21 protein-coding genes are annotated in these 26,505 nt (G+C 52.8%); 7 read left to right on the top strand and 14 right to left on the bottom strand.

What is annotated here, in order from left to right:
- Positions 1-118: 118 nt before the first annotated feature.
- The gene (locus tag HCZ99_RS07050) at positions 119-1,156 is read left to right on the top strand and encodes a sodium:calcium antiporter (protein WP_167446248.1); all 1,038 of its coding nucleotides are present in this window, start codon (positions 119-121) and stop codon (positions 1,154-1,156) included.
- A gap of 36 nt (positions 1,157-1,192) precedes the next feature.
- On the opposite strand, the gene HCZ99_RS07055 is transcribed toward HCZ99_RS07050, so the two are convergent.
- From HCZ99_RS07055 to wecB, 4 genes are all read right to left on the bottom strand, one after another.
- Positions 1,193-2,008, bottom strand: coding sequence for a DUF4434 domain-containing protein (locus HCZ99_RS07055; RefSeq protein ID WP_167446249.1), 816 nt, complete (start codon positions 2,006-2,008; stop codon positions 1,193-1,195).
- 80 nt (positions 2,009-2,088) lie between these two features.
- On the bottom strand, positions 2,089-5,133 hold the full coding sequence (locus HCZ99_RS07060; RefSeq protein ID WP_167446250.1) for an NfrA family protein: 3,045 nt from the start codon (positions 5,131-5,133) through the stop codon (positions 2,089-2,091).
- Between the two features lie 128 nt (positions 5,134-5,261).
- Positions 5,262-7,436, bottom strand: a complete 2,175-nt coding sequence (locus tag HCZ99_RS07065) for a glycosyl transferase family protein (protein ID WP_167446251.1) — start codon at positions 7,434-7,436, stop codon at positions 5,262-5,264.
- A gap of 2 nt (positions 7,437-7,438) precedes the next feature.
- Positions 7,439-8,593: a non-hydrolyzing UDP-N-acetylglucosamine 2-epimerase gene (gene wecB / locus HCZ99_RS07070; RefSeq protein WP_368484238.1), complete on the bottom strand. Its 1,155-nt coding sequence runs from the start codon at positions 8,591-8,593 to the stop codon at positions 7,439-7,441.
- Between the two features lie 862 nt (positions 8,594-9,455).
- Between wecB and HCZ99_RS20810 the strand changes: the two genes are divergently transcribed.
- Complete coding sequence (locus HCZ99_RS20810; RefSeq protein WP_303047828.1) at positions 9,456-9,578, top strand: hypothetical protein; 123 nt, start codon at positions 9,456-9,458, stop codon at positions 9,576-9,578.
- A 208-nt stretch (positions 9,579-9,786) separates the two neighbouring features.
- Here HCZ99_RS20810 and HCZ99_RS07080 read toward each other — a convergent pair whose 3' ends face one another.
- From HCZ99_RS07080 to HCZ99_RS07115, 8 genes are all read right to left on the bottom strand, one after another.
- Positions 9,787-12,381 (bottom strand): hybrid sensor histidine kinase/response regulator, encoded by a 2,595-nt coding sequence (locus HCZ99_RS07080; RefSeq protein ID WP_167446252.1) that lies wholly within the window; start codon positions 12,379-12,381, stop codon positions 9,787-9,789.
- Positions 12,382-12,564: 183 nt separating this feature from the next.
- Positions 12,565-14,574, bottom strand: coding sequence for a methyl-accepting chemotaxis protein (locus HCZ99_RS07085; protein WP_167446253.1), 2,010 nt, complete (start codon positions 14,572-14,574; stop codon positions 12,565-12,567).
- A gap of 225 nt (positions 14,575-14,799) precedes the next feature.
- A complete protein-coding gene (gene flhB, locus HCZ99_RS07090) occupies positions 14,800-15,870 on the bottom strand; it encodes a flagellar biosynthesis protein FlhB (RefSeq protein WP_167446254.1) in 1,071 nt (356 codons plus the stop codon).
- A 51-nt stretch (positions 15,871-15,921) separates the two neighbouring features.
- Complete coding sequence (locus HCZ99_RS07095; RefSeq protein ID WP_254869502.1) at positions 15,922-16,641, bottom strand: flagellar biosynthetic protein FliR; 720 nt, start codon at positions 16,639-16,641, stop codon at positions 15,922-15,924.
- Positions 16,642-16,789: 148 nt separating this feature from the next.
- Positions 16,790-17,059 carry a flagellar biosynthesis protein FliQ gene (fliQ, locus tag HCZ99_RS07100; RefSeq protein WP_063087530.1) on the bottom strand — a complete coding sequence of 90 codons (270 nt, stop codon included), beginning with the start codon at positions 17,057-17,059 and terminating at the stop codon, positions 16,790-16,792.
- Between the two features lie 173 nt (positions 17,060-17,232).
- Positions 17,233-17,559: a flagellar hook-basal body complex protein FliE gene (gene fliE, locus HCZ99_RS07105; RefSeq protein WP_167446256.1), complete on the bottom strand. Its 327-nt coding sequence runs from the start codon at positions 17,557-17,559 to the stop codon at positions 17,233-17,235.
- A 43-nt stretch (positions 17,560-17,602) separates the two neighbouring features.
- On the bottom strand, positions 17,603-18,010 hold the full coding sequence (gene flgC / locus HCZ99_RS07110; RefSeq protein ID WP_167446257.1) for a flagellar basal body rod protein FlgC: 408 nt from the start codon (positions 18,008-18,010) through the stop codon (positions 17,603-17,605).
- 23 nt (positions 18,011-18,033) lie between these two features.
- Positions 18,034-18,435 carry a flagellar basal body protein gene (locus HCZ99_RS07115; RefSeq protein WP_167446258.1) on the bottom strand — a complete coding sequence of 134 codons (402 nt, stop codon included), beginning with the start codon at positions 18,433-18,435 and terminating at the stop codon, positions 18,034-18,036.
- Between the two features lie 283 nt (positions 18,436-18,718).
- On the opposite strand from HCZ99_RS07115, the gene csrA reads away from it, so the two are divergent.
- From csrA to fliP, 5 genes are all read left to right on the top strand, one after another.
- Positions 18,719-18,997 carry a carbon storage regulator CsrA gene (gene csrA, locus HCZ99_RS07120; RefSeq protein WP_167446259.1) on the top strand — a complete coding sequence of 93 codons (279 nt, stop codon included), beginning with the start codon at positions 18,719-18,721 and terminating at the stop codon, positions 18,995-18,997.
- Positions 18,998-19,265: 268 nt separating this feature from the next.
- Complete coding sequence (locus tag HCZ99_RS07125; RefSeq protein ID WP_167446260.1) at positions 19,266-19,682, top strand: EscU/YscU/HrcU family type III secretion system export apparatus switch protein; 417 nt, start codon at positions 19,266-19,268, stop codon at positions 19,680-19,682.
- Complete coding sequence (locus tag HCZ99_RS07130; RefSeq protein ID WP_167446261.1) at positions 19,679-20,014, top strand: hypothetical protein; 336 nt, start codon at positions 19,679-19,681, stop codon at positions 20,012-20,014. Before HCZ99_RS07125 ends, HCZ99_RS07130 begins: the two co-directional genes overlap by 4 nt.
- Before the next feature lie 169 nt (positions 20,015-20,183).
- Positions 20,184-20,570: a FliO/MopB family protein gene (locus HCZ99_RS07135; RefSeq protein ID WP_167446262.1), complete on the top strand. Its 387-nt coding sequence runs from the start codon at positions 20,184-20,186 to the stop codon at positions 20,568-20,570.
- A complete protein-coding gene (gene fliP, locus HCZ99_RS07140; protein WP_167446263.1) occupies positions 20,567-21,388 on the top strand; it encodes a flagellar type III secretion system pore protein FliP in 822 nt (273 codons plus the stop codon). Before HCZ99_RS07135 ends, fliP begins: the two co-directional genes overlap by 4 nt.
- A 143-nt stretch (positions 21,389-21,531) precedes the next feature.
- On the opposite strand, the gene HCZ99_RS07145 is transcribed toward fliP, so the two are convergent.
- Positions 21,532-22,860 carry an SEL1-like repeat protein gene (locus HCZ99_RS07145; RefSeq protein WP_167446264.1) on the bottom strand — a complete coding sequence of 443 codons (1,329 nt, stop codon included), beginning with the start codon at positions 22,858-22,860 and terminating at the stop codon, positions 21,532-21,534.
- 95 nt (positions 22,861-22,955) lie between these two features.
- On the bottom strand, positions 22,956-26,504 hold the full coding sequence (locus HCZ99_RS07150; protein ID WP_167446265.1) for a tetratricopeptide repeat protein: 3,549 nt from the start codon (positions 26,502-26,504) through the stop codon (positions 22,956-22,958).
- Position 26,505 lies beyond the last annotated feature (1 nt).

Consider the following 26,505-nt stretch of genomic DNA (forward strand, 5'->3'; position numbering starts at 1 on the left):
TCGGGGCATATGATCCAACCATAAGATGCATCTCAGGACCAAAACGCAGCGTTCACGGAACAAGCGGCCTTGGGGATAGTTACACACAAGAACCCTTGCGAATTCAGAAAGTCACCTGATGCCCTTTGACCTTGCCGAACTATCACTTGGCGTGATCGCAGCGATTTTTGCCGTCTGTACACTGATCATTGGTTTTGCCGGAACGCGGCTTGCCAGTGTTGCCGTCAAATTGGCAGAACGCACCGGTATGGGCCAAATCATTGCGGGTGCGTTGTTTGTCGGGATGGCGACCAGCCTTCCGGGCAGTGTTTTATCGGTCACCACCGCATGGCAAGGTCATACTGATCTTGCGATTGGCAATGCCCTTGGCGGGATTGCAGCACAGACAACGTTTCTGGCAATTGCAGATTTTTTCTATCGCAAAGGCAATCTTGAACATGCCGCGGCCAGTGCGACGGGCCTTGCCCAAGCGACGTTGTTGGTCAGTATGTTGGTTATTCCCATTATCGGTTATGCCGGACCGCAATGGATGATTTTCCACATTCACCCGGTATCGATCCTGCTGTTTGTGATTTATGGCTTTGGGTTGTCGTTGCTGTCAGAAATCCGCCAAGAACCGATGTGGCGCCCGAAAAAAACCGACCTGACCCAAGAAGACGCCAAAGAACACGAAGATGATATTCATCCTGAAAGCAGCCTGCGCCTGTGGACCGAGTTTCTTATTTTTGCGGCTGTCACGGCGGTTGCCGGACATATCATCGGCCAAGCGGGCCTTGCCATCGTTGATAAAACCGGCATGAGCGAAACCGCCGTTGGCACCTTCCTGACCGCGATATCAACATCATTTCCGGAATTTGTTTCGGCAATTGCCGCGGTACGCATGGGGGCCGTCAATTTGGCGGTTGGCGATATTATCGGCGGTAATGCCTTTGACGTGCTGTTTCTTGCGGCATCCGACTTCGCCTATCGCGATGGATCAATTTACGCCGCCTTTAGTGATCAGCATCTGTTTACCATCGCCCTTGTTATCCTCATGACCGGGGTTTTGTTGCTCGGCATGCTCAACCGCGAACGGCGCGGTATGGGCAATATCGGCTGGGAAAGTGTCGCGATTCTGGGACTGTATGGCGGGTCGGTCTTTTATTTAGCGGGCTAGATAGCCTGCCCGCCTTCGCGAGTAGCGGGCAGCATCCTATGACGTCGGCGCTTGACTGACGTTAAGATGTTTGGACAAAAGATCCCTCCCCCATGGTAAATATCGCAACTCAAAAAACGCCAATTCGTGGCACTGATTGGGTCGTTTTAAAGCGGCAAAATCATCGACCGGTACGGCTTTAAAATCATCCCCAGCACCGCTTGTTTGCGTAAATGCTTCAAGAACGACACCGGCACTGCAGGGAATAGCATCCAAATAGCTTTGGCGGACGAGGTCGGGCAACGTGCCAGTTCCTGCGCCATCTTGCGCCCACACATGCAGTCCTTTTTCGCTGAGTGCGTCTATCCAGTCGCCATAGACCTGACTGGCAACCTTTCCACCCGCATAGGTACTGACATGCACCGGCGCGTCCAGACGATCGGATAATCCAACCAAAAGGTCCTTGGCCCTCGTGCGCTGAGATGCTTGGCTATAGTTCCAATCATCAAGTTCGAGCGGCACATACCATCCCGCAATCGGCAAGTTCCATCGCGCGTTAATAACCTCGGCCTGCTTTAACGATTGTCCCAATGCGTACTGAAGATACGCGTCATAGGCCGCTGCATCGATTTCAGATAATCGCCGGTAATAGGCCGGATCCATATAAAGCCCCATAACCAAATCAAGGCCCGCCGCGTTGGCATCACGCAGCGCATTTACCAGCCAACCATCCTTTCCGCCAAAATCGATGTCGCCATAGCGCGTCCATTGAACAATGACGCTATTGATGCCGTTATCTTTGCTGTCGCGCCAAATATCACGCCACTTTTCCGGTGTGATCTTTTTGTCCGAAACCGATGGCTGAAAAAACATGTATTGCGCAGCTGAGGCTTGGCACACTGGCAGCAATACCGCAGCCAGGAAAAATGCTGCGACAGGCATAAACCTAAACATTAAAATCCGAACTCCAGCCCGACGAACACACCATTGGCTTTGGCATACAGGTTGCCACCAAGACCCTGCTGATATTCAATGCGGGCACTGATATGACTGCGATAGGCATTGTAGGTATCGTCGTCTAACCACATCTGCCAACGTATCCCGGCCCCGGCCCGCAGATCTTGCCGCCAGTCACCATTGGTTTTTTGGGTGGAAAACTCGGTAAAGCCATAGGGCATCAGGGTCTGCGCACTTTCGAACGGCAATTTAAAGGTGTGCCCCTGCTGATAGCGCGATAGCCATTGATAAGAATGGCTATGGGTCCACCAAGCAGCATCCAGATAAAGGAAGCGCTCGTTCCAGGAATCTTCATCTACACGCCAGTCGTTGCGATATTCGCCTTGATCAAAAAACGACGCCGTTGCGCGCAACAGGAAATCGCCGGTTACGTTCCCGTCATTTGCAAAATCGCCTCCGCGCTCAAACAATTCAACCGGATTGACTGCCTTTTTGAACGGTAAGGACCGATCATCTGACAGGCGACTTTGCACATATAATTCGCCATAAAGATTAAGGTTGTAATCGCCAAGCGGCTTATAGCGCAGGCCGGCCCCAGCCCCGAAATTGCTGGCATATTTGTTTCGGTCGTCGGCCCCAAGAACGGCACGCCCATACACAGACAGGCTTTTTCCTGCTTCGACGGGTTCTTCGCCCAATGCATGGTCCCACAGGAATGTCTGCATGTTTTGCGACTGGGCTTTGCGTTCGAAGCTTTCTTTGCCTGGAATTGCGTTTGCCGAAACACCCGCAGGTGACCAAGTGGATGCCACCGTTACCGTATCACGCCGCGACAATGCTTCGTGGGAACGGCGTTGGCGATATCGGCGCGCTTCGACGGATTCAACATTTGGTTCATTAAGGATCGGATATTGTTCAAGATCGATTGCGGCGCGCAGACTGGCGCGTGAGTCGGCCGACCGCCCCTGCTCGTTGTAAAGATTGGCCAGCGTTTCATGTAGCCGATAATCTTCGGGGTAGTCATTAACGGCCTGTTCGACATAGGGAACTGCTTGGAGCCTGCGGTCAGGATCCGCATCGCCAGCAAGACGCATCCCGAGGTCGGCACGGAATCTGGGGTTTTCATCGGACAGATCAAATGCCGACTGAAGCCATTCTGTACTTTGTGCGGTATCGTCAGCGGAAAGAGCGACGGCAGCGGCAGCGTAGTAATCCTCGGCCCCCGGCGCAAAGGTCAAAGCTTCCCTTTGGCGGGCCATCGCAACATCAGGCATTTGGCGCGCGGCAGCAATGGATGCCCCCAATGCCCATCCGGCAGCTGTGTCGGGTTCAACCTGCGCCCAAAACGCTTCGGCACGGTCAAAGTGCCCATCGTTCATCGCCGAATGCGCCGCGGTCAAAGCAGCATTATTGCCAAGCTGTTCAACAGGTTGACTGTTCCAAATCTCCATCGCCGGGCCATAAGCGCCCGAGGCATCATAGGCATAGGCCAATGGAAGAACGCTGCCATTGTCACCACGCTTAACAGCCTCACGGAAATAGACAACTGCAACACCAGGGGTTTTCTTCATGCTGCATTGGCCTAAGGCGCGGTAGCTTACAGCTTGGGTCACCGTATGCTTATCAGTGAAATCGCGAACCAAATCGCAATGACCGCTGAGCGACAAACGTGACAAAAGTTCTGCGCGAAGTTTACCGTCAACCCGGTCCAGCAGAACCGAAGCTTTGGGTAGATCCGTATCGGAAAGGTTTTGCTGATATAAAAGGGCCAGCCGTTCGATCAAATCATGAGGCAGGTCACCTTTGGCATCTTGATAGGCATGTTCCAAGCGGTACATGGCTGAGGATGTACTGCCATTTTGAACGTCAAGATAGGTTGCCTGATCCAACGCAGAATAACTGCCGGTTAGATCAAACAACGCATACCAATTCTGAGCCGCAAGGGTTATATCGCCCAAGTTTTGGTGTAGCTGTGCGAGGTGTCGCAATGTCGCAGGATTTTTCTGGCGCTTTTTAAGCCACGCCATAGCTTCATTCGTTTGGCCCGTTTTTAGAAAGTGTCGAACAAGAATGTCTGAGCGGCGTTCGTCCCAAGTCCCTTGCAATGAAACTGTCTTCATCAAATCCCATGCCCCAGCACGCTGGGCAAGGACAAGCCAAGAACGCGGATTTTCCGACGCGTCACAGCTTTGCAGGAGGGCATGAACCAGCCCGTTCTTGCGTCCGACCAACCATTCTGCCGTTTCCAGGCACGGACGACCGAGTTCCTGCGACGTTTGATACACCAAATCGGCATCTTCGGTCTGGCGCGCAAGCTCCCACAGGCGGCGTAACGCCTTGTGATTGGAAACATCATCATCCACAAGCGGACGAAGCCAGGCCTTTGCCAAATCAAATTGCTTATTTCCGATCGCGCGCTCGATCAGGTTCATCCTGGCGGTAATAGCACCATCGGCATTTGGCGCCGTTTTCAACAAGGCGGAAAGTGCTGCACCATCAAGCTTTTCAACATACGCGTTGGCAAGGCGCGGCCAATCATCTGCCGACAACTGGTTGTCCTGCGCAAGGGGGGCCAGTTCGTCAATAACCGCATCCCATTTTTCAAGACGTTCGGCCATATTTGCCCGCGCACGGCGCAACGCAAGTTCATCGCCCTTCGCCTGAACCAATCCCAACCAGTCGAACAGGTTTTCTTGATAATATTCATCCCCGTCCATCCGCGCGACAAAGGACTGCCAAATGGCGATATGTTCGCGTTCCGAAGGTGCCTTTTCAAGCCATTTGGAAATCATAACGGATGACGGCGGGGCGTCGTAAATCCAGCGAAGTTGGATATCCAAGACAGCCTTCTTACGCACGTCAGGTTCCGGATATTCCTGTGCAACCGTCAGCGCAGCTTCAAAGTCCTTTTGCTCGGACAGCGCATTGATCAAAAGCGCACGCGCCTCGTCATTGTTGGGAACCTGATCTAGCAAATGCGTCATCAGCTTTCGAACTTGTTCCCAGTCTTCGCGTTTGGCTGCGTCGTAAGCACGATTCATAAAGGGATAACTTTGGTAATGCTCAAAGTCGTCCAATTCATGCGCCCGCAACGCAACCACCGTGAGGGGCAGCGCAATAGCGCAGCCAAAAATCAATCCAACTACCGCCCAAAGCCGAACATTGGTCATCACGCGGCCTCCCGCGCGATCATATAGGATTTCTGCTGCTCGTTCCGCTGATCTTTCAGAACACGTTCCAAGGTCTCATGATCAATAATGCCGCGGCCAACAAGGTACTCTCCGAGAGCTTCTTTTTTCGGATCAAAATCAATGAGGGCTTGGTTCATTAACGGCACGGAAACAACGCCATGCAACCGGAGTAAATCACCAAGCATGACCTGATGCTGGCAAATCTCCTCCAACAGATCGGCATTATCTGTTCGCGTACTCAAGACATCCATGACAAGACGGTTTTCCTCATTCATATGCCGCCCGCCATACCAATGACGCAGGCCAAGGGTCACCCGCCCATGCGGGGCAAGCCGGCATTCGAGCTTTCGTTTAAGTTTACGGCTCATCGCCCCAAGAGAGACCTGACTGATCGGCGTTTCCGACGCGATAATCAGGGTTTTGCCATCCTCCTTGATCGGAAGCACGGCGTAGCGCAGAGCCAAATAAGACGGAAACTGTGCGACCGTTTCGGCCTGAAGGTTGAACGGATTGAAATCCATCCAGTCCACACGATTTTGCTCTGCTAATGCTTGCACAAGCTGAGTGCTGTTGATCACACCGCGCATCATTAACTCATGTCCCAAGCGCCGACGGTGCGGGCTGGTTAGGGCATCTTGTACCTGCTGCTCGGTTGCCCAACCGCGTTTGACGATATACTCACCAAGCGGCACACGCCGGGCGTCACCAACAATGGGAAATTCATGTGACGTTTTGTCCCAAGCCACACGACGGGAGTCCCCAAAGCTCAGCACAAGACGGACCGCCCGGACGTTGGCGCAAAAATTGACGATGTTGCTCCAAAACACACGCGGCAACGACAAAAGGCCTTGAAAAACCCCGTAAAAGCGGGTCACGAACCACGCGCGCTGAACCAACCGGTTGGTCAGCAATAAACCATTACAAATCAACAACGTCCGAATGGTATCGCTGTCGCCAATGATAGATAAAAAGCGCCAGGAATCTGGAAACAAGATCAAAATCCCGGCCATCACCAAGCTGACCATCATCAGGAAATTAACTGCCAATCCCAACACGTTGGTCAAAAGTCCGCGGCGATCACGCCATAAAAAATAATTAAGGATCAGACTGCGCGTCCAACCGATATTTCGGGTTCCCTGAAAGACAATCCCGGTAATCCAACGCGACTTTTGCTTAACCGCATGCACAAAGGAACGCGGAAAATGCTCACGCACGCAAATGCATTGAGTAAAGCGTCGGTCCATTCCCGGGATCCAAGACACAGGCAGCGCATTTTCAGAATTTTTCACTGAAAAACGCGCAAAAATGCAGACCATGCCCTTTTGCTTTAGGCGAAAGCCAATGTCGTAGTCTTCGGTCAAACTACTGACGTCAAAGGCGATGCCATCCCCATCATCAAGCAGAGCCGAGATTGCACGGCGGCCAAAACAGGTGCCCACACCGGCACTGGGCACCTGACCTGCAAGGGCTTCGCGTACGACAACGTCTTTGCCGTGGTTTTCGGCAAACTCATCGGAGTAATGCCCGGCTGTGAATTCCCACCATTTTGGCGGATAGGGATAAACCGGGATTTGGATCATGTCTTTTTGCGGCAGCAAATAGTTAAAAAGACGCAACTCCAACGGGGAAATAACATCTTCGGCGTCATGAAGGATAAAGCCCTGAAACTCGATCCCCGCCTGCCCCTCAAACGATAAAATCGCGTCGATGACATTGTTTAGACAGTCGGCCTTACTTGTCGGGCCGGGGCGGACACATACCACCTTGTGAACGTTTGGATATTGCTGGCAAACAGCATCCACGTCGCGCTGAGTGTCCGGGTCGTTTGGATACGTTCCAACAAAAATCTGATAGTTTTCGTAATCGATCGTACTTGCTGCAAGCCGGGCCATTTCGCCGACCACGCCAACTTCTTGCCAAGCCGGGACCATGATGGCCAATGGCTTTTCGGCAACTGTGTAAAGTCGCTCTTCGTCGGCGCGCGCAGTGTGTCGAAAAATCTTAAAGCCGCGAACAATGGTCCGCGTCCAATAAATCACATCGATAAACAGATCATCGAGCCCCAGCACCAAAACCAGAAACGCAACAACCACAACGATGTATTTTAGCGCATATAAAACATGCACAAGAAAGTCGACAGCTTCGTACGTCATGGTTAAGCAACACTTCTACGATCGCGGGCAAGCCAAGCATTAAGACGCTTTTCAATGCGTTCACTGGCGTGTCCGTCGCCAAACGGGCTGCGTGTTTGGCTTTTTTCACGGTAGTAATCCGGATCGTCGAGAAGCTTTTGAACCGCTGAAACGATTTTGGCATGATCCGTGCCAACCATCATGCTGGCACTGTCAGCACCAGAGGGACGCTCGGTCACATCGCGCAACACAAGAACAGGGCGACCAAGCGCCGGGGCTTCTTCCTGGACACCGCCGGAATCGGTCAAGATGATCGACGCGCGGTTCATCAGCCACACAAATTCAAGATACCCCTGAGGCGGCACAAGCAAGACATTCGGTTTATCATCAAGAACGCCATATACGGCCTCTTGCACCACCGGATTAAGATGCACCGGATAGACAAACATCACATCGGGATTACGGTCAGCAAGGTCAGCGATTGCAGTACAAATACGGTGGAACCCATCGCCAAAGCTTTCCCTACGATGACCTGTGATCAACACAACCCGGCGATCATTGTTCAACGGTCCAAGGGGGCTTGCGACATCAGGCGTCCACCCACTTCGGGTTAATTTGTCGCGCATCAACAACAAGGCATCAATCACGGTATTACCGGTGACTTCGATCTGACTTGGGTCGACGCCTTCCTCCAGAAGATTGTTCCGATCCCGCTCGGTCGGGGCGAAATGCAAATTTGCAAGAACAGCCGTGAGCGCACGGTTGGCTTCTTCGGGCCACGGGGAATGTATGTTGCCGGTGCGCAGACCAGCCTCTACGTGGGCGACGGGAATACGGCGATTAAATGCTGCAAATGCCGCCATAAAGCTGGTTGTGGTGTCACCATGAACCAAAACAATGTCTGGTTTTGTCTGCTCAAAGCTACGATCAAGGCGCGTGAGCAACAGCTGCGAAAGCCCGTTCAAAGTCTGACCACTGGTCATCACGTCAAGGTCTTCATCTGCCTGCAAATCGAAGGCATCTAATACCTGCGTCAACATTTCCCGATGCTGTCCGGTCGAGCAAATGTGTAATTTTATATTACTATTTTCTCGGAGCTTAGCCGCAAGGGGCGCCATTTTTATCGCTTCTGGGCGCGTACCAAAAACCATCGAAACAACAAAGAGATCAGACATCATTTTCTATTCCGAAAACTTCGACCAGACATACAAATGCCCTTCGGTCAGATATTGGACAAATTTTTTACGCAACCAAAAAAATCACCCGCTCATAAACCAAGTTCTTTACCTACAAAAATAAGTAAATCTAATGCGCGATAAGTATTGAAAAAATAGCCACGGACAAAACCCTATTATTTCCCAGATTTTTATTTAGAATACTTCTTAATAGTTATGGCAGAGCACAAAACTATACCCTTGTCATGAAAAATCAGATTGCGGTCAACAGGTACTATCCATTTGTCAGAAAGTGTCAGGATTGGACGATGGCTCAGATGGTGCTTGGTCGCTCTTGAAATGCAGAAAACTTTCGACGACTTCACACCTTCGAGCCGTATGAACAGGGGCATCTCCTGGCGAGGATTGCACACGATGCCAGCTGTTAGTGCTTTGTTTTAAATCAACAAATATTCAATATTCTAATAAATGTATTTGCGCTGAATACCAACAAATAGGGGCAAAATACCCGCGGCTTTCACCTATCGAAAACGCTGTTGAAGCCGTGAACCAACACGCAAACCAATGCACTTTTAAGGTGTTGCGGTATTTATTTTAATTACTTTTAATGGCATCAAGCTATTCGGATTCGACTTTTTGACGTATTTATAGAAACAACTATCCAATCGTAATTTCTCGCTTAAATGCGCGAGACCAGTTTTCAATCCCGCAAGCAGCGGCATTATCTCTACGAGAGTATCTAAGGAAATTTTGCGCCGAGTTAGACACAGAAGCGCCACCAGATGATCCTCAACCGGACACCGGCTTTCATCTACGACGCTGAATCCGCAATATTGAAACGCCGTAGACTTCAAACGGCGGCAATATGTTTGACGCGCAGTTGTTCGGCATGCTCAACCGCGAACGGCGCGGTATGGGCAATATCGGCTGGGAAAGTGTCGCGATTTTGGGGCTATATGGCGGGTCGGTCTTTTACTTGGCGGGTTAAACGCCGCCACAGCGAGACTGGCGGGTAAATAGCAACAATTACAGCCGCGCGCCGCACCGAAATAATGGCGCTGCAAGGACGGTTTTACACGCCCGCCGAAACATCGCTTCGTGCAAGGTATCCTCTCTGCCCCTCTTGCAGGCTAGCCGATGAGAAAGGATACGAAGGCGACACTGCTCGACGGCTCACACCTTCTAAATCCTGAAGCCTAGAGAACTTCTTTGACCTTGGTCGCAAGATCTTTGAGGGAGAATGGTTTGGGCAGGAAATGCATGCCGTTTTCTTCGTCAAGCTCGTCGCGGTAGGTGTCTTCGGCATAGCCGGAAATAAAGATCACTTTAAGTTCCGGTTTCTTTTCACGCAGCATGCGGACCAAGGTCGGGCCATCAATGCCGGGCATAACCACATCCGAAATCACCAGATCAATCGTCTTGTCGGTTTTATTGAGCACTTCAAGCGCGTTTTCACCGTTATTGGCCTCAAGCACGTCATAGCCCTTGCTGCGCAATGCACGTGCGCCAAAGGTCCGAACCGCGTCCTCGTCTTCAACCAAAAGGATTGCGCCCGTGCCGGTCAAATCACGCGATGGGGCTTCGTCGGCCACCGCCTGCGTTTCGGCTAGTTCTTCCTCGGTCGCCTCGTAGCGCGGCAGATAGATGGTAAAGGTCGTCCCTTTGCCTTCTTCACTGTCGACTGCGATAAAGCCGCCGGTCTGTTTTACGATGCCGTAAACGGTCGAAAGCCCAAGCCCCGTGCCCTCGCCGCGCTGCTTGGTCGAGAAGAAGGGTTCAAAAATGCGGGTAAGGTTATCTTTGGGAATGCCAATGCCGTTATCAGACACCTTGATGCCGATATAGTCACCCGGCGGAATAATTTCTGTGTCTGTCGTTTTAGGCTCGTCGATGATTTCGGTACTGGTCTGAACCGTCAGAACCCCGCCTTCGGCGGCCATTGCATCGCGGGCATTCACGACAAGGTTAATGATCACCTGATCAAGCTGCCCCGGATCGACCTTGACCAAGCCGATATCGCGGCCATGGCTGACCTTCAGATCAATTTTTTCACCAATCAGACGACGCAGCAAGTTCGACATTTCTGCCAGGGCATCGGTGATATTGATGATTTTTGGCTGTAGGGTTTGACGACGTGAAAACGCCAACAGCTGCCGGACAAGATTGGCAGCACGGTTGGCATTTTGTTTGATCTGCATGATATCGGCAAAGCTCGGATCGCCCGGCCCATGGCGCGACAACAACAGATCACAAAAGCCAATCATCGCGGTCAGAAGGTTGTTGAAATCGTGCGCAACCCCACCGGCAAGCTGCCCGACCGCCTGCATTTTTTGCGACTGGGCAAATTGTTCTTCAAGGTTCTTTTGCTCGGTCGTATCAAGGAAATTGAGCAAAAGCGCCCCGGCCTCGCCCGAGCGACCGGCAACCCGTTGCAGATAAATCTGGGCAGCAACGCCGCGTGCGCCCGCAAGACGGGCTTCGATCTGACCACCTTTGCCCATGCCCATCACGGCCTTGGACAAATAGCGGGCAACTTCGTCGCGGTCTTCGGGCAGGATCAGTTCAAGGATCGAACGACCGACAACTTTTTCATGGCGCTGGCCAGCGGTATCAATAAAGGCCCGGTTGGCATCGGTCACAGTGCCCGACATATCGGCAAGCACGATTGAAAGCGGACTTTCATCAAAGAACCAACGTACCCGGCGTTCCGTTTCCGCCAAGGCATGTTCCCATTCATGGGCCGGCATCGGATCAGGGAAGATTACCGCCTGGCTGCGCACAGGGCCCGTACCCGGTGCATTGATCGAATGGGTGACAAAGCAACGGATCGGCTCGCCGCCTTTGACCTTAAGTTTGACTTCGCCATTGATGCCATCGCCAACAATCAGATCCGCCAGTTCAAGCGATCCACTGTTGAAATCTTCCGGCTCCCCGCCAAGCCAGCTTGCCAAACGCCTGTTCAGGAACAAAATGCGGCCTTCTTCATCCAGACCACAGACCCCGACCGGCAACCGTTCAATCATTTGATCGGCATGTTCAAATCCGCCAGCACCGGCATTGGTCGGCGCCATTGCCGAAATTTCCGGACCCGGCCGGGCAGCAATCTGCAGGGTTTCTTCGCCTGTGTGCGACGGAATGAGGACTGATGCACCGCCACCGGCCATAACCGACGGATCAACACCATCAACGGTCCATAACATCTGCCCGGACCGGGCATTCCCCGCCGTAACCGCAATGCGCAGGCATGCGCCACGTGCGGTCGCGGAAGGTCCGTTGCCGTCATCGGTATTTTCAGCGTTTTCGCTGTCGGCGGTATTATCGTCATCCGCCTCGGTAAACTTCGCGCAGCGTGACAGATCGACATACATCTCCCCACCTTCGCCGCGCATGGCACGGGTGCGAAGGTCGGCCAAATCGGAACTGCCGATATCGAGATAGGAAAGGCGCGCTTCAAGCGCGGACAGCATGTCCGATCCCGGTTCAATCGACAATTTGCGTGAAAAGGCTGGATTGGCATAAATCGTTCGGCCATAGGCATCGATCAACGCCACACCGATATCCGATTTGGCAAGTCCGTTGATTAAAGGTGCCAGTTCATCATGCCCGCCATTGCGCCATTTCGCAGACAAGGACAAAGCCCCGACCGCAACAATTGCCACGCCGGTTACCATTGACCCGATGATCCACATCAGGCGTGCATCCACCCCCGCCTTTGCCATGACCTGCAGCAGGACATAGACAAACGCAACGAATGCAACACTTACAGCAAGGATGAGCCCCCGAAACAGCACACGACCGCCTTTAACGACAATAACTTAACAATATAGCCTACACTTTTAGCTTCTTATCGCCCGACTGGCTACCGACAAGTTTTGTTCTTTACAACAAAGGGCAAGGCTCCTTATCGAGCCCTGCCCTTTTGATAAATTTGGGTTCAGGTCGGTTTTTGCAATAGTGCGCGCTGAGACCGAATTTTAGACATTGTCAGAAAGCCGTTTGATATCGGTGTCCGTCAGTTTTGTACTATCAAATTCGACGCTGACTTTGCCATCTGTGACGTTCCGCACGGTGGCACGGGTTGAGGCCCCACCCGAATGCAAATCGAGATCAACCTTACTGCCGACAACCATATCCACATCGGTTGAAAGCAATGCCCCACCTTCTGAGATGTTTTCAATCTTCGCCCGTTCAGCACTGCCGTTGTAACGCATATTAATGTCACGCGACGCGTCATGACGCGGCGAACTGCGGCGATCAACATCAGACGTTGAAGTACGGACAACTTCGACCAGAACGGCGCGCAAATCACGAACTGCCACGGCAACTTTGTCTGACAAAACACCGACATCGACGGCCATTTTACCGGTCTCCGACGCTTCTTTTGAAACCTCGTTGATCCGGCTGGAGACTTCGCGCGATGCTTGTGCCGTCTCGTTGACGTTGCGCGCAATTTCAGCGGTCGCAGCACTTTGTTCTTCGACCGCGGCGGCAATGGCAGTTGAAACTTCGTCCATTTCGTGGATGCGTTCAGAAATGCTTGCCACCGCCTCAACCGCGGTATCGGTAACAGACTGAATTTCGCTGATTTGGCGGGTAATTTCCTCGGTCGAGCGGCTGGTCTGTGTCGCCAGGTTTTTGACTTCCTGGGCAACAACGGCAAACCCTTTGCCCGCCTCGCCAGCACGTGCGGCCTCAATCGTGGCGTTCAGGGCCAACAGGTTGGTTTGTTCGGCGATGCCTGAAATCAGCTCAACCACTTCGCCGATCCCGCGCACACTGTCGGCAAGCTGCGATATTGTTTGTTCTGTCGACTGACTTGCGGTTACCGCATCTTGGCTGACCCGGTTGGCACGGGAAATTTGGCCGTTAATTTCACCCAATGAAGAATTCAGTTCTTCACCTGCCCCAGCAACAGCTTCGACGGTGGAAAGGGCCTGTGCCGAGGCCGCTGCAACGGTTTCAGAGTTCTCTTGAACAAGATCAGCCGAACCAGACATGCGTTTGGCAGCTTGGGCAAGTTCACCGGTTTGGCCAGAAATCACATCGACCACCCGTCGTGTTTCAGACTCAACCTTTTCGGCCATTTTCATCAGGGATTTTTGACGTTCTTTTTCCGACTGAACGCGTTCAAGTTCGACTTGTTCGCGCATTTTAACATTGTTCAAACCGGTTTCGCGGAACACCCCCATCACACGGACGAGGTCGCCGATCTCATCCTTGCGGTTGGTTTTCCGAATATCGACATCATAATGACCATCGGCCAAGGTCCGCAAAAGCGACACACTGCTGGCAACCGGCTTTGCGATGCGTCGATGCATGACAAGCGCGATCAAACCACAGATCAAAATAGATGCCAGCGTGACAGAGTTCGTCAGCCAGAAAACCGACTGAACGTTCGCGTCCAGCTCACTGAGCTTTTCGACCAAAAGATCCTCGATCGACAGGCTGTAACTTTCGGCTTTTTCAACTGCGGTCTCGAGCGCCTCTGACATATTTGCCGCAGCACCATCGAAGTTGGCCATCATCTTGTTGCCTGCCGCCGGGCCACCATCAATATAGCTTTGGGCCATTTCTTTCCCGGCGGCATAATAGGCCGGGAAGGCTTCTTCGACTTTATTTAGCGACGCATACAGGTCGTCTTGACCGAGTTTTTGCGCAATGGCCTTGGCTTTTTCAAGGTTTTCAGTGAAATCGGTCGCCGCAACTTCTGCTTCGTCAAAACCGTCATTGAGCCCATCAAGACCGCGCGTAGCAGAAATATCGGTCAGCCACTGCTGAACCTGAACCACATTATAGCGTGCGCCGGCAATTGTGTTGATCAATTGGGGAACGTCTTTGCTCACAACCACACCAAGAACGGTTGCTTCGTGGGTTGCTTCGCTTCCCTTTGAATTTAACATCCCGATGCCGATTGCGACACCGATCAGCATCAACACAATAATTGCGTTTGATAACGCAATCTGGCCAGCAATTCTAATTCTCATGAAAGTCGTCCCAAGCTTGTAACGCAATAGCGCCAGCTGAAAGAAAGCGAGCTGACAGCCCGCAAAACCAATACGATAGTATTAGAAATATATACGGATTTTTACCTGCAGGTAAATTGATATGAGCCTTAAGGCTTGGCAATTCCATAGTGCAGGGATTTTTATTTTTTAAAAACAAAGTGTTCGGTATCGCACCAAAGCCGCCCGCAGCGCGATGCCTGCGCTTTAGCCAAGCTTCTTGCCCTTTTGGCGGAAGACGAACGAGATAATTTCGGCCACGGCTTTGTAGTGCTCGGGCGGGACTTCTTGATCAACTTCAACCGTGGCAAACAAGGCACGTGCAACTGGCGGGTTTTCCATCACCGTCACGCCATTTTCCTCGGCAACTTCACGGATTTTAAGGGCAATATTGTCTTGCCCCTTGGCAACGCACATCGGGGCGGCCATCGAGTCAATGTCGTATTTAAGGGCGACCGCAAAGTGCGTCGGGTTGGTGATCACCACATCGGCGGTCGGCACGTTTGACATCATGCGCTGCTGTGCGCGTTCCATCCGGATCTGGCGGACCTTCGCCTTGATTTCCGGGCTACCTTCGGTCTGTTTGTATTCGTCTTTGATTTCCTGTTTCGACATTTTCATCTGTTTGTTGAACTCGTACCGTTGATAGGCAAAGTCCAACCCGGCAATCACAGCCGTCAGAGAAATCGTTGCGATCAACAAGATCACAATCATGTCGTAAAGGCGCTCAAGCGTTAAGGCCAACGGGATTTGGGGGTATAGCTCGACATCGACCAGTTCTGGCATGATCACGAGCGCCAAAATCACCCCAACCAGCACAAGCTTGGAAATGTTTTTGACGAACTCAACCATCGTTTTCATTGAAAACTGGTTTTTAAGCCCCTTAAGCGGATTAAGTTTTTCAGGCTTTGGTTCGATGCGATCAATCGCAACCACAATCCCGTTTTGCACCAAATGACCCGCAGCGGCAAAAAACACCAACAGCACGAACGGGATGCCCAGCACCCACAACATGCCAATCATCACATCCTTAAACAGCAGCGGGAAACCAGCCCGGCTGACATCCATAAGATGGGGATGCTCAATAAATGCAAATGACAGGTCGCGCACTTCCTCAGCCATGGTCGGGCCCAGCATCGTCATGACCAGACCACCGCCAAACAACAGCATAAAGTTACCGACTTCCTTGGAAACCGGCACCTGACCCTTTTTTCGCGCGTCTTCAAGCTTTTTACTTGTGGGGTCTTCTGTCTTTTGGCTGTCGTCTTCTTCTGCCATTGGCTACTCGTTCACGGTCAAAGCATCACCCGACAATCGGGATGACGTGGCCTACGGATTGATAAATGCCTCAAGTCCGTTTTCGTAATATTCCAAGAACACCATCATCATGGATGGCAGCGCAAGCGTCAATAAAAGCAGTGCCAAGCCAATTTGAACCGGCATCGCCACAAAGAAAACCGGAAGTTGCGGCATCAATTTATTTAGCAATCCGAGTGCGATTTGCAAGACCAGCGCAACGATCAGGAACGGTGCGGATATTTGTGCCGCAATCATGAAACTGCCACTGATTGCATGGGCGAAAAATTCACTCATATCACCGACGGGCAAGACACCACCTGGCGGAAATAACGAGTAACTTTCAAACAAAGCCTGGATCATCAAATGATCCATTCCGGTGGCAAACAACAACACGATCCCGATTTGAAGCAACAAGTTGCCTGTCACCGCACTTTGCGCGCCCGATAACGGATCGGCTGAAAAAGCGTTCGCCATGGACGACAGATAGGCAATAATCCCGCCTGCCGTTTGCAGCCCCGCCAGCATAACTTGCGCGAACAAGGCAAAGAACAGCCCGACCGTGATTTCATACCCAAGCGCCAACAGCAAAGACGCAGCATCCGCCGGCTGCGGCGGGAAGAGCGGACCGGCAAGCGGTGAAATCACCACCGCCACCCAAAAGGCGAACAAAAGCCGCGCACGTGCGGGCACGCTTTTCGCCCCAATACCCGGCATATACATAAAGGCAGCCGAGACCCTGGCGAAACTCATCAGGACCACATAGACGTTAAGAGTAAGAAACTCCTGAAGATCCATCTTGCCTTTGGGGTTTTGGGTTACGAAACGGGCCGGTTAGGCAATGCGTTTTGACGGGGTGCGTCACGGATTAGACAAAGAAAGAAGTGCCGATGAACCGTCGCTAATTGGGCAAACCAATGAAATGATCGACCATTCGGCCCATAAATTCGACCATTTCCGTCATCATCCACGGCAACAGCACAAGCAGGGCGATAAAGATGACAAGGATTTTCGGAACAAACGTCAGGGTCATTTCCTGAATCTGTGTCAGCGCCTGAAACAGCGCGATGATCAAACCGACCCCAAGCGCGATCAACATCAGTGGCGTCGTCACCTTTAGCAGCGTCCAAACTGCGTCATAGGCCACATCCATGATTTCCGCTTGATCCATCTGGTCTTTCCGCCTTGTCGTCTTTTTCTGGCGATCGTGCCGCCCGCTTTTCCTTCATACAGGATTTGGCCTCCCGATTGCCATGGTTTCCTGCGCGAACAAATGGTTCTTTAAAAACAAAAAACCGCACGGTGTTTCGTGCGGCTTCGTTTATCCGGTGGTCATGGGCAAAATCAGACCGGCATGTTCAGGATGCTTTGATAGGCCTCGACCGCTTTGTCACGCACCGAAACCACAGTTCGCAGGGTCACTTCGGCAGCAGACACAGCCGTGACGACTTCGTGCAATTCGGCATCGCCGGTGATGGCTTTTTGGGTCATTTCTTCGCTGTTGACCATGGTATCACGGGCATCATGTGCCGCCCCACGGACCATGTCGGCAAAACTTGCCCCCGGATCGACAACATTGCCGGTGCCGGTAACGCGTTCGGCGACCGTTTCGGTCTTGCCCGCAGCCGCATTGCGGTAGGCAGAAATGGCATCGTTGAAGCTAGAGACCATCGGTTTCGATCCTTAATTGGCACATCCCCAAGATATTGAATGCTTACTGCAAGATATCAAGGGTCTTAAGCAACATGCTGCGCGATGACTGGATCACATTGAGGTTCGCCTCGTAGGACCGCTGTGCTTCGCGCATATCCATCATTTCCACCAGCGTCTGGACGTTCGGGGTCTTTACATAGCCCTGATCGTTGGCCGCTGGATGGCTTGGTTCATACTTCATACCAAAATCAGAGCGATCAGGCACGACCTTATTGACCTTAACCATCTCGACACCGACTTCGCGGTCCATGACATTCTTAAAGGTCAGCAATTTACGGCGATAGGGATCTTTGCCCGGATCGGTCGGCAAGCTGTCGGCGTTGGCAACGTTTTCAGCTGCAACTCGAAGGCGGGTGCCCTGGGCGCGCATACCAGCAGCAGAGATTTTAAAAGCTTTGTAAAGTTCCATGATTTTAACTCTCTACGATCAGGTTAGATGCGGCCGAGTGCCGAAATGAACATCGATTTATGCTTAGAGTACAAACGCGTCATCGTTTGATAGTCGACCTGGGTTTCGTTCATCTTGATCATCTGTTCTTCAAGAATGACGGCGTTTTTGCCCGGTGCAACTTCGTAGTTTTTACGTACTTCTTCGTCTTTAAAGTTCTGCGGCTTATGCAGGCCCTGGCTGTGTCCCGGTGTGGTGGTGTTCATGGCCAGAATGAATTGGCGGTCGCGACCAATGTTTTTCGGATCAAATTTTTTCAGGTCATCAGGACGGTAATTTGGCGTATCGGAGTTGGCGATATTCTGCGCAACGACTTCCTGGCGTTGCGTCAGCCAGTCCATCTTTTCTTTCAGGTTGGCGAACATGCCAAGTTTGCCGATATCCATTTCCTGCTCCTTGTCTGCGCAGCGCTCAGTATTGGTTGCGCGGGTAAAGCCGAAGTTAACGTGGTCGATCTTGCCGGGCCGGTTTGATCAAAGTGACGATTTTTGCCGTGCCCAATAAACTTGAACAATGAAATGCATGAAGCGTGCCAACGCCGAAAACATCTTTGATTTTGCCGACATTTCAGACAAATGACGCCGGGTACTAGACCGCGCGAATGAAAGCATGCATATTGTCACCGAATTGGCCGATGACGTTTGTCATCTATCGAAACCGGGACACTGTATGCTCTATCTCACACGAAAAGTCGGCGACTCCGTTGTCATTAACGACAATATCGAGGTCACTGTCGTTGAGGTCCGTGGCAAGACCGTAAAGCTCGGCTTCACGTTCCCTGAAGACGTTCAGGTTTTGCGCCGTGAACTTTATGATCGTATTCAGGACGAAAACCGTTCAGCAGCGGTGAGCGAAGATCTTATTCGTCATCTTGGACAATCCAGTTCATCGGCAAAACCCGCCGAAGAAAAAGATGCCAATTCCGCCAAAGAATCCGACGACAGCTGATTTTACCCTGCTGATGCCGAGCATTGCCGCCAAAGGTGTGGCTTTAGCGCATTTTTGATCCAGCATAATAGTCGGCCAGTTCGCGGCAAAGCCGACGGCAATGCGGCAGGTTAGATACATGCCCCCGCCTGCCCCGCCGCATTACACGTTGCGCGTTTCCAATCTTTGACGATGTTTAGGATCGACAACGATTTGTTGACGATCATCGGTCTATGGTCGACCCTTATATTTGCAAGTCAGGCACACGCATCCTGGGGTAAAAGGCGGCATGACCGGGAAGAAACCCACATTTGACATCACCGATGCGCCAGCCCCCCGGACGGAAAAATTTTCCGCACCCGAGACGGGGGATCAAAAGGCCATTGCGCTTCGGTATGCACATGGTCGCGATAATGCCCCGATCCTCAGTGCAAAGGGCGAAGGCAGCGTTGCGGAACAGATCTTGCAAGTCGCCTTTGCCAACGGCATACGGGTGCGTAAAGACACCGACCTGACGGAAATATTGATGGCGGTTGAAGTCGAAAGCGAAATCCCGCTGGAAGCTTTCGCAGCCGTTGCCGAGATTTTGAACTATATATACCGGATCAACCGTATTTACGGCGATCCATCGCGCAGCCAAAGCGAACCGAAAGACGAGATCGCAGCTGCACATTCAGGTGACCGAAACGGGGAAGGCAAATCATGAGCCCTGAACATTTCAAACCCGATCAGTTCAAAAAAGACCTTCAACGGGTTTTGTCACTGATCCGGACGAGCCAGCGTTATCTTGAAGATGGCAAGGTTGTTGAGCTTGCGGCACTTGAAACCAAGGTTGCCGATCTGTGTGCGCAGGCCCAGTCGATGAACGCGGAACAGCGCAACGATGTGACCCCATTGCTTGCGGCCCTGACCGACGAATTGGCCAAGTTCGAAACCGATATGGCCCAAGAATACGCCAACATTCAGCGCCAATTGCGCGGCATCAGCAATACCGCACAGGCGACAAACGCCTATGCCAATGCAGCCAAAACCCGCTAAGGCGTTTGGTTATTTGCGCATAAATAGCTGATTTCAAAAGTCTTGCTGGCGCGAACACCGGTTTGGCATCTTGTGCCGCCCGTATGGTCGCGCTACACAGAAGCAGGGCCCTTAAGGGGAAGACGTTCGTTTTGAACAATAGCAGGTCGATCATGGGGAAAAGTGCCTGATGGAAATAAGCGCTTATTTTCGCTTTGTTGCCGCCTTGGTATTTGTGCTGGGGATCATCGGCTTGTTTGCCCTGCTTGCACGGCGATTTATTCCCGGGGCGCGCAACACCAATCGACGCGGTAGCAAACGGCGGCTTTCGATTGTCGAAGTGCTTCCGGTCGATACGAAGCGCCGTCTGGTTCTTCTTAAGCGTGATGACACGGAACATCTAATCTTGCTGGGACAAAACGGCGATACGGTTGTTGAACGCAATATCGGCACACATTTTTCCGATCTTCTTGATCAGGACGTCACGTCAACGGCTGAAACCGGGGCGACGCATACCGATATATCCCATTCCAGCGTTAAGACCGTAGACGAGACCGACAGGAATGACCGCGCATGACAGCCCCGATCGACCAAAGTAACGCCAGCGCCCAATATGCGGCACCAAAGCCGAAAGGTTGGCGTGCGCCACGCTGGTTAACCCAATGTGCGATTTGGTCTTTATTGCCATTGCTTGCCATTTTGATTGGTGGCGACACCGTTCATGCTCAGACATTTAATTTTGATCTGGGCGAAGGTCCCGGGGTGACGTCATCGGGGCGTTTGATCCAGTTGATCGGCCTGATCACGGTTCTAAGCATCGCACCCGCCATCCTGATGATGGTGACGTCTTTTACCCGTATTATCGTGGTGCTCAGCCTGCTGCGAACTGCCCTTGGCATTCAGCAATCGCCGCCCAATCAGGTGTTGATCAGTCTGGCGATGTTCCTGACCCTGTTCATCATGATGCCGACCCTTGAACGGGTGTGGGACGAAGGCCTGCAACCGATGATAAACGGCAATATTGACGAGTTCGAAGGGTTCGAACGGTCCGTTCGCCCGGTTCATGATTTCATGATGACCCAAGTTCGTGACCGCGACCTTGAGCTGTTTGTGAATCTGGCAAATGTCGAAGTCACAACACCTGAAACCATTCCGCTGCGCGCCCTGATCCCGGCCTTTATGATCAGCGAGTTGCGCCGGGCGTTCGAAATCGGCTTTTTGCTGTTTATTCCGTTTTTGATCATCGACATGGTGGTGGCCAGTATCCTGATGTCGATGGGGATGATGATGTTGCCCCCGGTGATCATTTCGCTGCCATTCAAACTGATCTTCTTTGTGATGGTCGATGGCTGGTATCTGATATCCGGATCATTGGTGGAAAGTTTCGGGGGGTAGCCCCCAAAAGCGCCGAAAACTCTCGACCAACTAGAGCCCTATCCAAAACAAAAGCCGCCATGCACATGCAGGCGGCTTTTGTTTTAAACTTGTTTCACGGCAAACTGATCAACACCATATTGGGCGCGCCACTATGCGCGCAACTATGCCCGGTGTGTACCGTGGTTATCTTGTTTGAAGACCGAGTTTTCCAGCGGTTTAAGACCAAAACCACCGCGTTTTGGCCCCGGATGGTCGGCGACATATTTCTCGGCCGCGCGGCGTTCTTTTTCGCTCATGCGGGCAAAGACAGCTTCCATTTCGCGGTGGGCCTGACTGCCTTGTGCGGGGGCGGACATGCGCAGCCAGTAATAGGCAAGGACATTGTCCTGCTCTACCCCGTTGCCGATGGCATATAGGCGACCAAGACCTGCCTGACCGTTGGCGGAGCCTTTGCGGGCGGCACGTTCAAACCACGTGGCTGAGCGGCCCATATCGACCGGCACGCCAAGGCCGTGCTCATACATCACCCCAATCAGGTGATACCCACCCGGATGCCCCAGTTCGGCCAAATCCATTGCGATATCAAGTGCGGCGGCGTAGTCGGGCTCACGGTGCGGCACACCGAAAATCAGAATTTGTGTCATCTGATACTTGGCTGATACATCGCCCTGATCTACCGCGTGGCTTAACATCGTCCAGCCACGGTTAAACAGCTTAAGGTCCGAGGAATGGCAGAAATACATCGCAAGGTTGGCCTGCGCGTAGGTATCGCCCTCGCTTGCGGCCATTTCAAACCAACTAATGCTTTCCGCCACGTTGCGTTCCGCACCAAGCCCCACGCCAAGCGCGTAGCCAAGGGCAGATGCCGCTTCGACATTGCCCGCACGTGCGGCGCGCATGTTAAATTCAAACGACTTGGCCGGGTCACGATCAACGCCGCGCCCTTCTAGATACAGATAGGCAAGAACACTGGCGGCAGATGGATCGTTTAAATCGCTTGCACGATTAAGGTATTCAATCGCGGTTTCATCATCCTGGGGCACGCCCCAACCGTTCAGGTAGCACACACCAAGATTGTAAAGTGCGGCGACAGAACCTGCTTCAATAGCTTCTTCGAACCAATGGGCAGCGGTTTGGGGATTTTCCTCAACGCCAAGACCCTTGGCATACAGATATCCAAGGTTATTGGCGGAGTTTGACTCACCAGAAGATGCTTCTTCGTTAAACCAGTAGGCCGCTTCGCGGTACCACTGCTGGCCTTCGCCAAGATCCTCGGAAACGCCGATCCCCTTGCTACGCATATAGCCATAGCAGATCGCAGCGCAGGCACGGCTTTGACGGTGGATTTGATCAAGGATACGTCGAGTCGCGCTTTCGTCACGCGGCATTCCGATCCCTTGGAAGTGTTTTTGGGCAAGCAAAAGCTGCGCAAAGATGTCTTTTTCCACCTTTGCCTCGTCGTAATAGACCATCTTTAAAGCACGATCCATCGCTACCAGTCTCTCGCAATACCTAAAAAATCAATGGAAAGCCCCCAAAACGCACGTTTTTCGCTTCGTGCGCGGCTCACACCATTATTCCAGCTTTAATTTATAGCACTAAGCTGAGATTTTTCCAACTGATCGCGATAATTGGCGAGGAAGCCTTTGAAGTCTTCGACCTGATCGACCTTATCGGCCAAGGTGCGATAATCAATCAATCCTTGGGTCGGCGAGGATGTAATCAGGCTAAAGGCCTCGGCATAGGGGCTTTGTGCCATCACCACGCCATAGCGACGTTTAAGCATATTAAGCGTGCGTTCTTGTCCCGCCATCGCAAGGTTAACCGCCCAATTCAAGACATAGCGCGCACGTTCATCGGGGAACCCGTCGACCACATTCCCTTCATCGTCTCCGACCAAACGCTGGAACGTGTCTGCCGCCGACATGAAGTCACGGGTTTGACGATAATAATCAATGCGCAGAAGTTCCGCGTCTTTGGTGAAATCACCTTCCAGCGATGCCATGGCCTCTGCCCCGCGATCGGTATCAAGAAGCGCACGTGCCTTAAGATGGCGGCGCTGGGTCGCAAGCTCATCAGAAATGCCGGGCTCTTCGGTCTTGTCGATCACGTTGATGGTTTGCTCTGGCTTGTTATCAAGCAAATACACCAGTGCCAGCCGTGCCCCGACGCGGGATTTATCAACACCGCTCAGGCGGAAGTCGACCTGATGCTCAAGCAGCTCTTCCGCGCGGTCAAACAACTCGACACCGACCATGCGATCGGCAAGACGGCGGATCAGCTCATCGCCCTTATCGCCCGCCGGGGTCAGTTCCCGGAACTCGTCATACAGCGCCACGGCCTTAATGGCAGAGATATCGTTGATTTCATCGCCCAAATACAAGTTTTCGAACGTCTTGTGCATCATGTCGGTTGCTTCCTTGGCAACCGGCATATTCGGGAAGAAGATCGCAGCCTGGCGTAAGGTATTTAGCCCATCGCGGAAATCTTTGTTTTCAAGCTGCAATTCACCGATACGCTTAAGCAAGGCCATTTCAAACGCATCACCGCGCCAGGCAAAGCGCAATTTTTGAAGCTGATCAATCGCATCAGGAATTGTCAGGCGCTCAAGACGCATCAAAAGCTCTGTGCGGTCGAAAATCGCATGGGCACGTGCTTTGCGGTTTTCACCTTCCGCCACCTGATCCCACGTCGTGACCGCTTGATCCAGTTCGCCGGCTTCTTCTTCGAAGATACCTTTGAGGTATTGGACATCCATGATTTTGCTTTCTGACAACCCATTGGTCACCAGCATTTTCTCAATCAGATCCATCCCCGCATCCGGATTGCCAACCAACAGCGCCTGCTCGGTCGCAAGTGGCCCAATCCGCGCCAAAAGTTCCGGCGGATAGAAATCAAGGATGTGAACGCTATCAAGCAAATCGCGCGCGCCCTGATTGGGGCGCCCCTGCGCGGCAAGTGTTACCGCACGCCACAACTGCATTTCCGGGATTTTCTTTAACCGGTCATCTTCAAGCAGTCTTTCCGCTTCGGCGTAGTCACGGTTCAGGAACTTCACCGCGGCCTTTAATGCCCGGAACTGGACTTTTTGCGCCATTAGCGGATCGGCTTTTTCGATCACGGACATGACCGCATTTGCCTCAGGCCCCAGTCCGTTAGCCATGTAATATTCCGCCAACGCAATGCGCGCTTTGTTGCGATGTTCGTCGCCACTTTCCGCGATGGCACCGCGCAATTCGGCAATGGCCTTGTTATAGTTCCCCAAACCACCGCGGCGCCATTTATCCAGTTCGAAAATCAATCCTTCGCGGCCATCGCCCGTCGCCGCACGGACCCCGGTTGCCGATGCCAACAACCGCGCCCCTTCGGGCGAGATGTTAAGCCCATCTTCGGCCGTCACGATCACCGCACGGCCATCATCGCGGTTGGTCACCTGCACGGTTTCATTCATCGGGGCGACAACGACGCCCTGCACCGATGGCAGGACTTCGAATTCTGGATAATTCAGGGCATTTTCGATGCCATACCCGCGTTCGGCGGTGGTCACAACGCGCAGCGTATCGCCCACTTCCGGGTCTTCGACCGGAATGGTTGGGCCAATTTCATCAAGCGGCACAACAAGACGCGCGCGGGTTTGCTCATCAAGCTCAATGGTCGGACCAAGCTTTTCGACGGGCTGCAGAACACCTTGCTGCATTGTCACCCGCCAATCGCCCGCATCGTTCTGATTGGTATAAAGACCGACCCCCTCTGGAATGGTCATGCGCACCACGGTGGCATACGGACTATCGATCTGCTCGATCACGCCAACAATCTGGGCGGCTTCTTGGCGCACGGCATCCAGCTCAAGATTGGCGCGAACATCAAACACCATCCACAAGAATCCGGCACGTGACCAGATTGCCGCCCCACCCGGTTGACCAAACGGGAAGTTCAACGACATCTCGGACGCGTTTTGATCCACTGTCACCTTTAGGCCGCCGATGCTTTCGCGTTGCTGGGCGACGGGCGCACCTTCCGTGTTGGTTTCACCTGCCGCCACGGCGTCGGCTGCCAATCCTTCGGGGGATGATGGATCTGTTGCGCCCGTGGCATTTGGGTTTTCATCCGCGGCGGTGGCAGAGCCATCGTCATTGGTCGCTGAGCCCGCAGTAGGAGGTGCAGATGTCGTTGGCGCCTCAGATGCGCCATCGGCTTCTGTGGTCGTTGGTGCGGCCGGTGCAGGCGGTGCTTCTGGCGCGGTTGGGGACGGTTCGTTGCTTGCCGTGCGGCGTTCGTCCGGGGCACCGGACGGGGCGCGCTGTGCACCCATCACATCGACCACGATTTTGTTTCCTGATCGGAAATGACGCAATGACCGCGGCGGCGTTGTTTCGATCACAACATCCAGCGGATTGGTCGCCGATTGGCGAATCCGCACCCCTTCTGGCAGGCGGCGCGAAATCGCTGTTGCATCGATCTGTGCTGGCGATCCAAAGGCAACGTTTTGCGATCCTTGCGCCCCGCTTAGCTCATAGTCAGTCCGATTGGGCCAATCAAAAACCAACCGATAGAATGTCGGATGGCGGCCCACCCGAACTTCGAGTTTCCGGGCAGCCGGGGTCTGATCTTCGACATTCTCGGCCTCAACCGGGGTCGTTGGTGCCGGCGTGATTTGCGGGGACGCGGATGGTTGTTGCGGTTTCGGTTGCTGCGGTGCTGGGTTTGTCGCTGGCGTTGGCAGTTGCTCCTGCGGCTTTGGCTTATCTAGGATATCCAGGACAACGTTACTGCCGACATTAAAGGCCCGCACTTCGTAATCATCGCGCAGGACAAACGCTACAGTGCGGCCATCCGGGTCAAAAAAGCCATCGGACACATAATCGGAAATCGGGGCAAGAACCCCGCGCATAGAAGCAACAAGGGGGCTATCAAATCGCACAACAAGCTGATCACCGATGATTTCAGCGGTGTAGTTGACCGGCTTGCTCCATTGCAGAACAATTCGTCCATAGCCGTTATGCATCCCGGAACGGATGATCACTGGATCAACCGCCTGGGCTATTGCAGGGCGCATACTGCTTACCGGCAACAGAATTGCCGTGGCGGCCGTAATTCCAACCGCCAGCAGGACGCGCACAGCAAGATTTGCCATA

Origin of the sequence: Thalassospira lucentensis, from assembly GCF_011806425.1 — a bacterium.
GTDB classification, from domain to species: Bacteria; Pseudomonadota; Alphaproteobacteria; order Rhodospirillales; family Thalassospiraceae; genus Thalassospira; species Thalassospira lucentensis_B.